This window comes from Paenibacillus rhizoplanae, from assembly GCF_042684125.1.
In the GTDB taxonomy this organism is placed as follows: Bacteria; Bacillota; Bacilli; order Paenibacillales; family Paenibacillaceae; genus Paenibacillus_AQ; species Paenibacillus_AQ rhizoplanae.
On record NZ_JBHUKY010000078.1, the window covers coordinates 84,039 to 98,782 of the forward strand.

At 51.6% G+C, this 14,744-nt stretch carries 12 protein-coding genes; 8 read left to right on the forward strand and 4 right to left on the reverse strand.

What is annotated here, in order from left to right; genetic code table 11:
* Positions 1 to 165 precede the first annotated feature (165 nt).
* Entirely contained in the window at positions 166 to 1,098 is a 933-nt protein-coding gene (locus ACFSX3_RS28955) for a hypothetical protein (protein WP_209990448.1), read from the reverse strand.
* A 377-nt stretch (positions 1,099 to 1,475) separates the two neighbouring features.
* On the opposite strand from ACFSX3_RS28955, the gene ACFSX3_RS28960 reads away from it, so the two are divergent.
* Positions 1,476 to 2,327, forward strand: a complete 852-nt coding sequence (locus ACFSX3_RS28960) for an HAD family hydrolase (RefSeq protein ID WP_209990450.1) — start codon at positions 1,476 to 1,478, stop codon at positions 2,325 to 2,327.
* 300 nt (positions 2,328 to 2,627) lie between these two features.
* On the forward strand, positions 2,628 to 4,109 hold the full coding sequence (locus ACFSX3_RS28965; RefSeq protein WP_209990452.1) for an Lsa family ABC-F type ribosomal protection protein: 1,482 nt from the start codon (positions 2,628 to 2,630) through the stop codon (positions 4,107 to 4,109).
* Between the two features lie 7 nt (positions 4,110 to 4,116).
* On the opposite strand, the gene ACFSX3_RS28970 is transcribed toward ACFSX3_RS28965, so the two are convergent.
* Entirely contained in the window at positions 4,117 to 5,034 is a 918-nt protein-coding gene (locus tag ACFSX3_RS28970) for an AraC family transcriptional regulator (protein WP_209990455.1), read from the reverse strand.
* Positions 5,035 to 5,213: 179 nt separating this feature from the next.
* Here ACFSX3_RS28970 and ACFSX3_RS28975 point away from each other — a divergent pair, with 179 nt between their 5' ends.
* From ACFSX3_RS28975 to ACFSX3_RS28985, 3 genes are all read left to right on the forward strand, one after another.
* Complete coding sequence (locus ACFSX3_RS28975) at positions 5,214 to 6,194, forward strand: aldo/keto reductase (RefSeq protein WP_209990458.1); 981 nt, start codon at positions 5,214 to 5,216, stop codon at positions 6,192 to 6,194.
* Between the two features lie 252 nt (positions 6,195 to 6,446).
* Positions 6,447 to 9,257, forward strand: coding sequence for a glycoside hydrolase family 2 TIM barrel-domain containing protein (locus ACFSX3_RS28980; RefSeq protein ID WP_209990462.1), 2,811 nt, complete (start codon positions 6,447 to 6,449; stop codon positions 9,255 to 9,257).
* 180 nt (positions 9,258 to 9,437) lie between these two features.
* The gene (locus ACFSX3_RS28985; protein WP_209990465.1) at positions 9,438 to 9,758 is read left to right on the forward strand and encodes a MazG nucleotide pyrophosphohydrolase domain-containing protein; all 321 of its coding nucleotides are present in this window, start codon (positions 9,438 to 9,440) and stop codon (positions 9,756 to 9,758) included.
* A 68-nt stretch (positions 9,759 to 9,826) separates the two neighbouring features.
* Here ACFSX3_RS28985 and ACFSX3_RS28990 read toward each other — a convergent pair whose 3' ends face one another.
* Positions 9,827 to 10,249, reverse strand: a complete 423-nt coding sequence (locus tag ACFSX3_RS28990) for a GNAT family N-acetyltransferase (protein WP_379256601.1) — start codon at positions 10,247 to 10,249, stop codon at positions 9,827 to 9,829.
* Positions 10,250 to 10,301: 52 nt separating this feature from the next.
* Positions 10,302 to 11,195 carry a LysR family transcriptional regulator gene (locus ACFSX3_RS28995; RefSeq protein ID WP_209990471.1) on the reverse strand — a complete coding sequence of 298 codons (894 nt, stop codon included), beginning with the start codon at positions 11,193 to 11,195 and terminating at the stop codon, positions 10,302 to 10,304.
* 159 nt (positions 11,196 to 11,354) lie between these two features.
* Here ACFSX3_RS28995 and ACFSX3_RS29000 point away from each other — a divergent pair, with 159 nt between their 5' ends.
* From ACFSX3_RS29000 to ACFSX3_RS29010, 3 genes are all read left to right on the forward strand, one after another.
* Positions 11,355 to 12,149, forward strand: coding sequence for an SDR family oxidoreductase (locus tag ACFSX3_RS29000; protein WP_209990474.1), 795 nt, complete (start codon positions 11,355 to 11,357; stop codon positions 12,147 to 12,149).
* A 469-nt stretch (positions 12,150 to 12,618) separates the two neighbouring features.
* Positions 12,619 to 13,326: a response regulator transcription factor gene (locus ACFSX3_RS29005; RefSeq protein ID WP_209990477.1), complete on the forward strand. Its 708-nt coding sequence runs from the start codon at positions 12,619 to 12,621 to the stop codon at positions 13,324 to 13,326.
* Positions 13,304 to 14,728, forward strand: coding sequence for a sensor histidine kinase (locus tag ACFSX3_RS29010; RefSeq protein ID WP_209990480.1), 1,425 nt, complete (start codon positions 13,304 to 13,306; stop codon positions 14,726 to 14,728). The genes ACFSX3_RS29005 and ACFSX3_RS29010 overlap by 23 nt, the downstream gene beginning before the upstream one ends.
* The last annotated feature ends 16 nt before the right edge of the window (positions 14,729 to 14,744 follow it).

Consider the following 14,744-nt stretch of genomic DNA (forward strand, 5'->3'; position numbering starts at 1 on the left):
TCTGATGGCCGAGGCCAAATGTAATCGAAAAACCGATCACATTAGGGCACCACGGAGGTGAGTGGCCCAATGTAATCGAAAAACCGATCACAATTGGACCCGGTGCGCATCTATCAAGCTAATTTCCTTTCCCCGTCAGGGTCGATATTGTTCCAATTGTACTAATCAAAGCTCAGTATACTGCTTAACCACTTGATCCAGATAGGCTTCCACCTCAGGCGTCTTTTGATTACCAAAAGTATTCAGAAGCGTTACCAGCTTAACCAAGATGTTCAGCACTTTGTTATCGCCTGTTCCCTTCGTTTGGGCATGGTCGTAGGCCCGGCGCAGTTCAGGGTCGAGTGCATTAGTGTCGTAATCGTAGGCTGGGGTGTTATCCGAGCCAAGTAGTACTAGGGGAACCGTATAGGATAATTCATTGCGGATGGCCGCCGTCCGGTTCGACTTCGGATAATCCTGGACGAAATCACTCATGTTGGCCGCTCTGCCGATCAGCTCATCCCAGGTAATTACAATGCCGGCGTCGAAGGTAGACGGCTTGTTGCTCTCCGTTGCCATGATATCAATATAAGCGGCGATATCCTTGCTGACATAAGGCTTGAATGCCTTGAAGCCCTCATAATGCATGACCGGATAATACATGCCTTCGCTGGTCTCCAGCTTGTAACCTTTATCCCAGATTTCCTCCATCAACTTGCGGACCGCAGGCGCTTTAACCCGCTTCAGGATCTCCGTATAGGTCATATCGTTGTTAATTTGGGCATCCCACAGCGCCTTTTGTACAGAATCACTATACAACTTCTCGGAGAACCGTTCTAAGCCGGCCTTTTGGACATTCTCAAGTTGAAGGGTCATTACTGTGCCGTACCAGGAGCCAGCTTTGGAGATATGATTCATAAGATATTTGCGTGCCTGGGCCTGGCTTGCGGGATTGCTGACATATTTGCGGAACTGGTTATAGACCGCCTGAGCATCCGCTGTGGATGCCGCAGCCACTGGCTGTGCACCTGCAAACACTGTGCCGCCTGCCAGAGTCAGCGATGTACCGAGCAGCACCGCTCTTGCTGTTTTTGCTAAGGAATCTGGTAATGTTCTCATTATGTACCTCCTAATGGGATAAGATGCTTTCTGCAACGCCTATATAAATTGAACTTAAGGATTTAAGTTAAGGGAAAAGTGGCGGAGGGGAATTTTGGAACTGGAGGAGCGGTAGCGACCGCCTTTGTCTGCGGATTTCTACCGTTAAAAACGGGATAAATCATGAAATCTGCTGACAACAGCGGCCGGAAGTCCAAAACTTCTCTGGAGTCACGGCACATCCCAAAACATAAAAGCCATTAGTTCAATCTATCCTATCTATTTGGACAAATCTGGGCTCGATGAATCGGGCGGCCTTTCCGGAAATAACGCTTGACTTGGAACGCATTTCATAACCTATAGTTCAGTGGAAGACTAGACAAAGGGGAGAAGAGGACATGAATCAGACCAGCAGCAAGATTATTTTCATCGATATTGACGGAACGCTTCTCATGGAGAATGGAATGGTCCCGGAATCGGCAGTGCAGGCGTGCAAGCAGGCAAGGGAGAATGGACATTTGCTGTACCTGTGCACCGGACGCTCCAAGGCTGAAATCTATGATTATATCTGGGAGATCGGGTTCGACGGGTTGATTGGAGCCGCAGGCGGATATGTGGAGAGCGGTGGTGAAATGCTTTATCATAAAAAAGTGACCCCGGAGGATGCAAAGCATTTGATCGATTATTTTAACGCGAATGGGGTCGATTTCATTCTGGAATCCAATACGGCGCTTCACGGCAGCCGCCATTTACAGCCGCATCTGGAACGCAGAATCTATGGCGACTTGCTGAATGAACCAGAGGCGCAGGAGAGAAAACGGCAGTCGCCCCACCCTTATATCGCAACGCTTACTTATGGGGACGAGGAATTATATCTGGATGACGTTAATAAGGTATGCTTCTTGGAGAGCAGTCTGCCCTTTGATCAGATTCAGGAGGAATTACAGGACCGGTTCACGGCGATTCAGTGCTCCATCCCGATCTTCGGGGAGAACAGCGGGGAGCTGATGATGCCTGGCGTTCATAAGGCTGCGGCTATTGCTGATGTCCTGCATCATTTGAATATCCCGCTTGAGGACAGTATGGCGATTGGCGATGGACTTAACGATCTGGAGATGCTGGAATATGTCCAGGTGGGGGTTGCTATGGGCAATGCCCGCGAGCCGCTCAAAGCAATTGCTGACGATATCACCGATTCGATTGAGAACGATGGACTATATAATTGCTTCCTGAAGTACGGACTGATCTGACTAACGGGTTGATCTCCGGGAAGACTCGTGTTAGAATGCACTTAATTAAGCGATTGGAGTTGAAGAGTATCGTGCGGACATTTCTTGCGTAATGTAACCAATAAACAAGCGTTATTTGTGGCGCGCAATTTATGGTTTATATGCAGGAAGGGTCTGCCTCTTTTCACTCTGGTCCAAATATCCTTATTCAAGTCTGCCTGGAGGTAAGTGTCCGGGGAACAGATTTGCTGTGTTTATTTGAGCTGCGGGAGGAGAACCTTCTTGCAGCTTTTATTTTTTTGAATACAGGAGGATAAGTGTATGTCTTTGATTAATGTGAGCAAGCTGACTTTTGCCTATGAGGGCACTTACGATAATATTTTTGAGAATGTGAGCTTTCAGCTGGATACAGATTGGAAATTGGGGTTCACCGGACGCAACGGCCGCGGCAAAACAACCTTCCTGAACCTGCTGCTCGGCAAATATGAATACAGCGGGACGATATCCGCACAGGTGGGCTTCGAGTATTTCCCGTTTGCGGTGGCTGACCCTGCGGCTCTGACCGTGGATGTGATGCAGGAGATTGACCCGGAGATGGAGCAATGGAAGCTGATGCGCGAGCTGTCGCTGCTGCGGGTGTCCGAGGATACGCTGTACCGGCCGTTTGAATCGCTATCGAACGGGGAGCAGACGAAGGTGCTGCTGGCCGCTCTGTTCGTGCGCGAGAACCAGTTCCTGCTCATTGACGAGCCGACGAACCATCTGGATGCGAAGGGCCGGAAGCTGGTCAGTGACTATCTGCGTACGAAGAGCGGGTATATTCTGGTGTCGCATGACCGTGCTTTTCTCGATAACTGTGTGGACCATATCTTGTCGATTAACAAGACCAATATTGAGATCCAGAAGGGCAACTTCAGCAGCTGGTGGGAGAACAAGTCCAGGCAGGATCAGTTCGAGCTGGCGGAGGATGAGAAGCTGCGGAAGGACATCAAGCGCTTATCGGACTCTGCCAAAAGAACGGGCGGCTGGGCGCATGAAGTCGAGAAATCCAAGAATGGCACCCGGAGCTCCGGCAACAAATTGGATAAGGGCTATGTCGGCCACAAGGCCGCCAAGATGATGAAGCGTTCCAAGTCGATTCAGCAGCGGCAGGAATCCGCCATCGCCGAGAAGTCGAAGCTGCTGCGGAATCTGGAGAGCGCAGACAGTCTGAAGATCGCACAGCTTCCTTATCATAAGCAGCAATTGGTGGAGCTGGAGGAGCTGTCGATCCGCTATGAGGACACAATAGTATGCTCCGGCGTTAGCTTCGCTCTGGAACAGGGGGACCGGATCTCCCTCTCCGGGAGTAACGGCTCAGGCAAATCAAGCATTCTGAAGCTGATCTGCGGCGAGGACATAAGCTATACCGGCCACTTCGCGCGGGACAGCCAGTTGTCTATCTCTTATGTATCCCAGGATACTTCGCAGCTCAAGGGAGACTTAAGTGAATATGCGCGAGAGCAGGGGATCGACGAGAGCCTGTTCAAGTCGATTCTGCGGAAGCTCGATTTCTCACGGCTGCAATTCGAGAAGGATATGTCCACGTACAGCGGCGGGCAGAAGAAAAAGGTGCTGATTGCCGCCAGCCTCAGCGAGCAGGTGCATCTGCACATCTGGGATGAACCGCTCAACTTCATCGATGTCATCTCCCGGATGCAGATCGAGGAGCTGCTGCTGGAATATACACCGACGATCCTGTTCGTGGAGCATGACCGCGAATTCTGCGCGAATATCGCGACTAAGCAGGTTGTACTCGACTAAGCAGGTATCAAATCTGTACCGGAAGCTCAAATTGTTCCTTCAACCGCTTGATGTCGGCCCGCGGGGGAGCGCCAAACATACGGGAATATTCCCGGCTGAACTGTGAGGCGCTCTCGTAGCCGACCCGGAAGGCAACATCGGCTGCATCTGCAGACTCGGCTAATAACAGGCGGCGAGCCTCCTGCAGGCGCAGCTGCTTCTGGAACTGGATCGGGCTCATAGCCGTAACTTCCTTGAAGTTGCGGTGGAATGCGGAGACGCTCATATTGGCGATATCGGCCAGCTCGTCAATCCGCAGAGCCTGTTCGCTATGGCTGACAATCTGTTCAATTGCTTCCCTGATCCGGTAAGTGCTGCTGCCTTCCATGGCAATCTGGGCCAGCGTTACTCCATACGGTCCCTGCAGCAGTTTATACAGAATTTCCTTAGTATATAGAGGGGCAAGGAACGGGATGTCTTTGGGAGTATCGAGCAACCGCGCCAGACGGAGAAGCGCATCCAGCAGATCCGTGTCGATGTGTCCGACGAATAAGGCAAGCCGGGCATTCTCCCGGGGGAGAATCTGCAGCTGCGATTCATGGAGGACCTCCAGAATCTGGTTTTGAGTGAATTCCATTTTGAAGCTTAAATAGGGAACCTCCGGGGACGCCTTAATCACTTGTCCCACTACCGGCAGGTTCATTGAAGCCACCAGAAAATCAGAAGAGGTATACACAAAATGCTCCTGAGCCAGCATAATCTCCTTCACGCCTTGGGTAATGAAGCAGAAACACGGGTTATAGACTCGGTAAGCAGGCTCACTCGCCTGGGAGTAACGGATGAATTGCAGTGCGGGCACGGCCGTTTCATGAGCGCCGTCCCGGCCGGTATGCCGCTCAATCAGCCGGCACAGCTCAAGCTTTTGCGTTACGATTGCTTCGGTCACTTGAGAGCCTCCTTAGGTTCATATGGTTTCATTATAGGGCATATCCGGCGGGAGTGTTAATGAGAACGGTAGTATTAGGCAATCATTCGCGACTATTGTGATAACGCCAATCCATTATCTGTTGCACAATAAGAGAGACTGATATATACACTATTCTCAGGAAAGCAGGGTACAAGCGAATGGAATATACAAAAATGGGCAATACCGGCCTTGATGTCTCCAGACTGTGCCTGGGCTGTATGAGCTTTGGCGATGCCAAGCGCTGGGTGCACCCTTGGGTGCTGGATGAAGAGCAAAGCCGGACGATGATTCGTACCGCACTGGACCTGGGTATTAATTTCTTCGATACGGCCAATGTCTATTCGGATGGCACGAGTGAAGAAATGCTCGGACGGGCTTTGAAGGACATGACTACTAGGGATGAGGTGGTGATTGCCACCAAAGTATTCTTCCCTATGCGAACCGGACCGAATGGCGGGGGCTTGTCCCGCAAGGCGATTATGAGCGAGATCGACCACAGCCTGCAGCGGCTGGGCACCGATTATGTCGATCTGTACCAGATTCACCGCTGGGATTATACTACGCCGATTGAAGAAACGATGGAAGCCCTGCATGATGTGGTGAAGGCGGGAAAAGCCCGCTACATTGGCGCTTCCGCCATGTATGCCTGGCAGTTCCAGAAGGCGCTGCATGTTGCTGATATGAACGGCTGGACCCGGTTCGTCTCCATGCAGAACCATCTGAATCTCATCTATCGTGAAGAGGAACGTGAGATGCTGCCGCTCTGCAAGGAAGAGGGCATCGCGGTCATCCCCTACAGTCCGCTGGCCTCCGGCCGGTTGACCCGGGACTGGACGGAATCTACGCTGCGCTCGGAAACGGATCAGGTACAGAGATCCAAATATGACGCTACAGCCGATAAGGACCGCCTGATTGTTGAGCAGGTGGCTGCCATTGCGACGGAGCGCGGAGTTCCACGCATCCATGTTGCACTGGCCTGGCTGCTGCAGAAACAGCCGGTAACTGCGCCGATTATCGGGGCGACGAAGCTGTCGCATATTACCGATGCGGTGGGTGCGTTATCCCTTCAGCTGACAGCTGAAGAGATTACCCGGCTGGAAGAGCATTACGTCCCGCATGCCATCGTTGGAGCGCTTTAAAAGTTTCTATTCAGCAGACAACGGAATCAGTTTCATCCATTGAGCGCGTGCCGGTATCCTTCCGGCATGCGCTTTTTGCTGGAGCAGGAAACAGCCCTGCCTAGGGAGAAACTAACAGGGAGCCGGGAAGTGCTGGCGGAGCGTTTGATTAAGGATTAGACCGGAGGCTGGATGCGCAGTGATGAACTGCTGGATTCATGCTGGCATCTGGCCGCAAGAGTATAGAGATTACCATGATTAGGAGTGATAATTGTGCTGTCAAAGATCAGTCTTGAAGGCGAGTGGAAGCTGCAACTGGAAGAGAAGGGGAAGGGACTGGTATTACCTTTTACCGATGCACTCATGCTGCCGGGAACTACGTCCCATGCCCGTAAAGGGCCGAAGAACAACGAGATTCTCGTAGGTGCACTAACGGATGAATATCTGTTCGAAGGACCGGTCTGGTACTCCAGAGAAGTTGTGATTCCAGTAGAGCTGGCGGGTAAGCGCTGCTGCTTATATCTGGAACGTACAAGGCTTACCACCCTCTGGCTGGACGGTCACGAGATCGGCAGCCGCGACAGCTTGAATACTCCGCATGTATATGAGCTGCCGCAGCTGCAGCGCGGGAGTCATACGCTTACTATCCGGGTGGACAACACCGGCTATCCGACCAAAGGCGGACATATGACCTCGCCGGATACTCAGACCAACTGGAACGGGATTACCGGCCGGATTGAGCTACAGTTCTATGGGGAAGCCCGGATTAGCAGCATCCGGCTGAAGTCTGATCTGCCTGCACGTTCGGTGCGGATCTCGGCAATGCTGGAGAGCATGCAAGGTGCTACACTCGCGGTATCTGCTAGTAGCTTCAATAGTGAGATAACACATTCCGCAGAGGAAGAGGAATATGTCATCGCACCGGGTCCGTTCACTATAGACTATGCACTGGGTCCCGATGCGCTGCTGTGGAGTGAATTCGCTCCCAATCTGTATACCGTCACCCTTGTTCTCAAGGGCAGCGATGGAATTCCCGTTGACCGGCAGGAGCTGTTCTTTGGGCTCAAGTCATTCCGGGCTGAGGGGGACAAGTTCACCATCAACGGGGAAAAGACTTTTCTGCGCGGCAAGCATGACGGCCTGATCTTCCCGCTCACAGGCTATGCTCCGACCGATGTGGAGGAATGGGTACGAATTCTGGGGATCTCCAAGTCTTATGGGATCAATCATTACCGCTTCCACACCTGCTGCCCGCCGGAAGCTGCGTTCACCGCTGCCGATCTGCTCGGAATCTACATGCAGCCGGAGCTGCCGTTCTGGGGAACCATTACAGTAGAGACGGACGAAGGGCATAACCAGGCGGAGCAGGATTATCTGATCAGCGAAGGATATGCCATCCTGCGGGAGTTCGGCAATCATCCATCCTTCGTGATGATGTCGCTGGGCAACGAGCTGTGGGGCAGCAAGGAGCGGATTGATTCATTCCTGAAGGACTACAAAGCCTTCGATGACCGGCCGTTATACACCCAAGGCTCCAATAACCATCAGTGGGTGCCGGAGGTGCTGGAGCATGACGATTTCTTCAGCGGCGTGCGCTTCACCCGGGACAGATTGTTCAGAGGCTCCTATGCGATGTGCGACGCTCCGCTCGGCCATGTCCAGACTTCGTTGCCAAGTACAATGAAGGATTACGACGACCAGATTATTCCGCCGGGCTTCGGGAGCGGTGAAGGAGTATCCGCTGAGGCAGGCGGCGAGATCCTGATCCAGTACGGTACCGAAGCCAAGGCCGTACAATCCGGCTGCGAATCCGGTGAATGGATACCGCAGGTTCCGGTAATCTCGCATGAGATTGGCCAGTATGCTACGTTTCCGGATTTCGAGGAAATCGGGAAGTACACAGGCCCGCTGAAGGCCGGGAACTTCGCCATTTTCCGCGAACGTCTGGAGAGTAAGGGGCTTGGCCATCTGGCCGATGCATACTTTAAAAGCTCAGGCCAGCTCGCTGTCGCTTGCTACAAGGAAGAACTAGAGGCTGCCTTCCGTTCCCGCCGGCTAGCGGGGTTCCAGCTTCTGGATCTTCAGGACTTCAGCGGCCAGGGTACAGCATTGGTAGGTGTTCTGGATGCCTTCATGGATTCCAAGGGGCTGATTAGCCCGGAAGAGTGGCGGACCTTCTGTAATGATGCCGTGCTGCTGGCAAGATTCCCTAAATATAACTACGGCGCCGGGGAGACCTTCGAGGCCCATGTGGAGCTGAGCTGCTTCCGCAGCGGTATGCCGGATGCCATCGAGCTTCACTGGGAGCTTGCGGTTGAAGGGGGAGTTCGGACAACGGGCTCAGCCGGAGCCTTTATTCCTGCCGGAACCCACTACATTGACATTTGTGATCTGGCGATTGAGCTTCCGGCGGTTGAGCATATGAGCCGGGCGGAGCTGACGCTCCGGGTCCAAGGAACTGATATCCGCAAGAGCTACGACTTGTGGATATATCCTGAGCAGAGTGATAACCCGCTTGAAGCTGAGGGCATCCATGTGTTCACAGAACTGTCTGAGGAGGCAGTCTCCCTGCTGGAGCAAGGCGGTAACGTGCTGCTGATGCCGGAGCCGGAATCGGTTCAGAACGGAATCGAAGGCTATTATTGCACGGATTTCTGGTGCTACCCGATGTTCCGCTCGATCTCGGAGAGCATGAACCGACCGGTTCCAATTGGTACCATGGGCCTGTTGATCGATAACGGGCATCCGGTACTGCGCGATTTCCCGAGTGAAGCGCATTCCACCTACCCGTGGTGGACCATCGCCCAGCATTCCAAATCGCTTATCATGGATGAGGCGGACCGCAGCTGGAATCCTATTGTACAGACCATCGATAATTTCGAGCGTAATCACAAGCTAAGTTTCCTCACAGAGTGCCGTGTAGGTAACGGTAACCTGCTGCTGTGTGCACTGGATGCCGCTAAGGTTAGCGGAACCCCTGAAGGCAGACAATTCTTGACCAGCATAGCAGGTTATATGAATTCTGCTGATTTCAAGCCGCAGTACCAGGCAACCATTGAAGAGATTCAGACATTGATTCGTTAAAAAGACTTGATAGAGCTGTCCCAAAGCCGTGAAGCGGCTAGTGGGACAGCTCTTTATTTGAATATTGCGCCAGAATTTATATGCTTCACGCTATAAACTAAATAGATTGTTAAGCTTCAATATGGTATTATTATTTTCGAGTTTTTGAGATTGAGCAATCTTGTTATACCGGAGGGAAACATGGATATTATTGAATTTCAGCAATGGGTTAAGGAATATTATAAGAATCGCAACTGGTCAGACTTAGATATCTTTGTCCGTATTGGATTTCTTGCTGAGGAAACCGGGGAGGTAGCTCGTGCAATTCGTGCATTAGAGATTGGTAGGGATCGTCCAGATGAGGTTACAGGTACATTTCAAGAGAAAAAGTCTGAATTAACAGAAGAACTTGGAGATGTTTTAGGAAATCTCATTGTGATCGCAAATAAATATGATATTTCGCTTGAAGATATCCTAATATCACATAAACAAAAGCTGCAGGCACGTTACGCAGAAAATTAGAACAAACGATGGTAGATGGCTGAATTGGCAGATGGATTTATTGCTCTTCCTGGTAGTGGTGTGGTTCGCTAAATCTCTTTATCGAGCACAAGCTGCGATTTTTTAATTGTAAAACCAATTCGATTATAGAATTGGACGGCATCTGATCTAGTTTGATTGGTGCGCACTCTAATTTTTGTGAATCCGGATTGTGCTGCCCATTGTTCACATGCTTGTACTAATTGTTTGCCAATCCCATTTCCTCGGTAGGCACTATCGACGACAAGTCCAGCTATTTCAACAAACGGTGGCGATTCGATTAAAAAACGTACATTAGCATGAATCCATCCGAACAAAACGTGGTTTGATTCCATCACATAAACAATATGGTCGTTGTGGTTAGAGATACATTTGAGTCTCTCTTCAAGTTGGGAGACATCCACTGGATAGCCCAATTGGCTTGAAAGCCTTGCGATCTCTTGGCAATCTCTCAGAAACGCTTTTCTAATCAAAATAACAACACCCTTTCGATGCAAGATATCAAATAATGGTTTAAGGTATTACTCAAAAATTTAAATCGGATACTTCACTACTCTGCCGAATATACTCCATGAATCTTCTGGAGGCGGGGGACAGGTAATGGTCCCGGCGCCATTGCAGGCCCACCTCCCATTCCCAGCCCGGTTCCTGAATGGGAATCCAGACCAGACCGTCAAGCATCAGTCCGAGCGTCTGTGGAAGCACGGAGACGCCGAGCCCGGCTTTGATGAAGCCGGCCACAGTAATCAGATCCTCCGCATAATAGGTAGAGGCCAGCTCGAAATTAGTATTTTGGAAGAGGGAGGTGATTGTGTTCTTGAGTCCGCAATTCGTCTTCAGTCCTACAAACGGCTCACCCGACAGCTCGAACAGACTCAGCGAGGAACGCGAGGCGAACCGGTGGGAACTGGAGACCACAATATAAATCGGCAATCTGCGAATCACCATCCATTCCTTATTCTCCGCCGTAGTCTCTCTGGACGTAATCAGCATATCCGAGGTCCCGTTATCCAGCGCTTCGTCGATATCCCCGTGATTCCCCTGATACAGATCAAACCGTACCTTCGGATGGTCAGCCTGATAGTCTCTGATAAGCGATGGGATCAGGTCCACGCCAAGAATATTCAGATAAGACAGATGAACGGTTCCACTCTCCGCATTGGACGACTCCTCAATCTCCCGCACCCCATTCCCGATATTGCGCAGCGCTTCTTCGACCCGCGAACTGAACATAACCCCATAGCGGTTCAACTGGACATTGCGGCCCTTACGCTCGAATAAAGGAACCCCCAGCTCACTTTCCAGTTTGGAAATCGCATGGCTCAAGGCAGGCTGCGTAATTCGCAGCGCTTTGGACGCAGAGGTCATATGCTCAAGCCGGGCTACGGTCAGAAAATACTCCAGTTGTGTAAGCTCCATACAGACAGCCACCTTTATATATTAATATTATTAATGAATTTAATGAAAATAATAAATTAGACGCTCATATTAATCAAGTCTAAGATATACATATAGACCTTAGGGCGGCTGGACTTCCAGCCTAACCTGAGGAATCCCCAACGAAATGAGGCTGTAACGATGGCTATAACTTATGCTAGCCCGCTGACAGAATACGAAGGTAAAAGAATCCTGGTAACAGGCGGTACCAAGGGGATGGGACAGGCTATCGCACACAGATTCACTGCGGCAGGCGCTGAAGTTATGACTACCGCCCGGACACTTCCGACGGAAGGGCCTCAATCGGATTTGTTCGTCCAGGCCGATCTGTCCAAGCAAGAAGGAGTGGACCGGGTAATTGCTGCGGTTAAGGAGCGTTTCGGCCGCATTGATATCTTGGTGAATAACATTGGAGGAAGCTCGACACCTGCCGGAGGATTCCTTGCGACGAGCGATGAACACTGGATGGATGCGCTGAATCTGAACCTGCTGGCAGCTGTGCGGCTGGACCGGGGATTGATTCCGCTCATGCTGGAGCAGGGCAAGGGAGTCATCATCCACATCTCTTCCATTCAAAGAGTGCTGCCGCTGATCGAATCGACCATCCCCTATGCAGCCGCCAAAGCTGCGTTGAGCAATTACAGCAAAAGCCTATCCAAGGAATTCTCTCCGCAGGGCATCCGGGTGAACCGGGTCGCACCGGGCTTCATTCAAACCACAGCAGCCGATGCCTTCTTGAAGAGTATCTCGGAGGTGACAGGCAGTGTGGAAAGTGCGCTGCAGTCGGTAATGGACGCGCTAGGCGGCATTCCCATCGGCCGTCCCGGCTTCCCTGAAGAGGTGGGTGAGCTGGTAGCCTTCCTCGCTTCCGACCGGGCAGCATCCATTACGGGTGCCGAGTATGTGATTGATGGGGGAACGGTGCCTACGGTGTAAGCTGATTCTGCATCCTCACCGTTAAAGCTGCATAAGCCAGCATATACCTCATACGACAGTCCGTTAAGCCATTCATTGGCTGTGCGGGCTGTTCTTTATGTCTGTTTCGGGCTATTATTTCTTTTTAGCAGCAAAGCTGAGCTAAATTACTGTCCAGTAAGGAAGCACTAAAGAAAAAAACAAAAAGCAAAAGAAGCGGAGGGGAAATTTGGAACTGGAGGAGCGGTAGCGACCGCCTTTGACTCCGGATTTCAACCGCGCACAGCGGTCCAATAGAAGAAATCTGGAGTCAACAGCGGCCGGAAGTCCAAATGTTCACCGCAGTGACGATGAAGCTTCAAGTTCAAATCTTGTGTGCGCCTTATATATTCTTTATCTTTTCTTTAGATTTGGTTTAGACTGGATTAAGAATGGCAGGCTATAGTTACAAAGAGCGCGGCTTGCATGACAAGATAGAGGGGGATTCACCATGTATACCATTCTCATAGCCGATGATGAATCGGAGATTGTTGAGCTTCTGCAGCTGTATCTGGAGAAGGAATATAATATTTTGACGGCAGAGAACGGAATTGAAGCCTTGAAGCTCATGCAGAATAACAAGATTGACCTGGCGCTTCTGGATATTATGATGCCGGGGATGGACGGGCTGCAGCTGCTGAAGCGGATTCGGGAGCACGAGCATTTCCCGGTACTATTCCTGTCTGCCAAGAGCCAGTATCATGACAAAATCCTGGGGCTGGAGCTTGGAGCGGACGACTATATCGCTAAGCCTTTTAATCCGCTGGAGATTGTGGCGCGTGCCGGGGCCATGCTGCGGCGGGTGCATCAGTTCGATGCCAAGGCAGCGGAGGAGGAGAAGCCGAATGAGCAGATCGTGCTCGGCAGGCTGACGCTGGACCGGAGTACCTGTCAGGTTGAGGTGGCCGGGGAGGCCGTCGCTCTGACTTCTACCGAATACAAAATCCTGGAGCTGCTGATGCAGCAGCCGGGCCGTGTGTTTACACGCAAGAAAATATATGAGACCGTCTGGGAAGATTTCTACGTCTACGAGGACAACAGCATCATGGTGCACATCAGCAATATCCGCGACAAGATCGAACGCGATTCCAAGAGACCGGAATACCTGAAGACGATCAGGGGATTGGGGTACAAAATTGAAGCACCCGTGGAAAAGTAGGGATAACCGCCCGCTGCAGACGTCGCTGACCATCGACTTCCTGCTGTTCAACTGTATGCTGCTCATGCTGGTGTTAGTGGTCTATCTGTTCGTACAAAAGGATATTGCCCAAGTCATCCGGGAGCGGATGACGCCTGACCCCAATTTGTCTGTGGAAGCCGGGACGTACCGGGAGGAGCTGGGCCAAGGGCCGGAGAGCGAGCGTCTGCTGAAGAGCGGAGGCTGGCTGGAGCTGCTCGATTCCGGCAAGCGGGTGATTCAGGTCATTGGTGAGAAGCAGGATGAGGTTCTGCTTTATGACGAGGACAGCCTCTATTTGGGACTGGAGAACCGCAGCGACCAGCCCTTTTATTATTCTATTACGAGCGTAACGGAGCAGGATACCGGGGCAGCCTGGATGTTGCTTAAGATTCCCCGCGATGTAATCAATATCTCCATTAACAACGAGTTTCTGGTCTCCTATCTGAATCATTCGGTGTTCTTTTATGTATTCCTGGTCAGCGGGTTGATTCTGCTGCTGATTTTTGTGTACAGCTATTGGGTCTCCAGGCGGATCAAGAAGCCGCTGCGGGTGCTGAATCTAGGCTTGAACCGTATGATGGAAGGGCATTATAACACGCGGATCGCTCTGTATGCAGAGACCGAGTTCCTGCGGATCGGCCACAGCTTCAACTACATGGCTGATGTGATTGAGAAGACCACTGAGGAGAAGCGCCTGGCCGAGAAAAGCAAGCAGCGGCTGATGGTCGATCTGTCGCATGACCTGAAGACCCCGATTACCAGCATCCAGGGGTACGCGCAGGCGCTTATCGAAGGACGCGTTACCGACCCGGAGCGGCAGACGAAATATTTGAATTACATCTACACCAAGTCCGTGCAGGTCACGAAGCTCATTCAGCATATGCTGGATCTGCTTAAGCTCGACTCACCGGATTTCATCCTGCGGATAGAGCGCCTTGAGCTGGGCGACCATCTGCGGGAGATCATTGCCGACACCTACGGCGAGATTGAGCAAAAAGACTTCGAGCTTCACCTTCAGGTGCCCGAAGAAGAGGTCTATGCCCGTTATGATCCCGAGCTGTTCGCCAGTGTCATTAATAATCTGATCTCTAATGCTCTGGCCTATAATCCCGAAGGGACGCGCATCCGGGTATCTGTGATTCCCGAGGACACGCAGATCAGGATCGAGATAGCGGACAATGGAGTCGGCATTCCGAAGGAGCTGTGGGCTACGATCTTTGATCCGTTTGTTCGCGGTGATGAAGCGCGGACAACGGCCAGCGGAGGAACCGGACTGGGCTTGTCCATTGCCAAGAAGAATGTGGAGAAGATGGAGGGCACGCTGCTGCTGGAGAGCAGGGAAGGGGAGCCGACGGTATTTGTGATTCACATTCCGAAGTAAGTATTTTTATGATGAG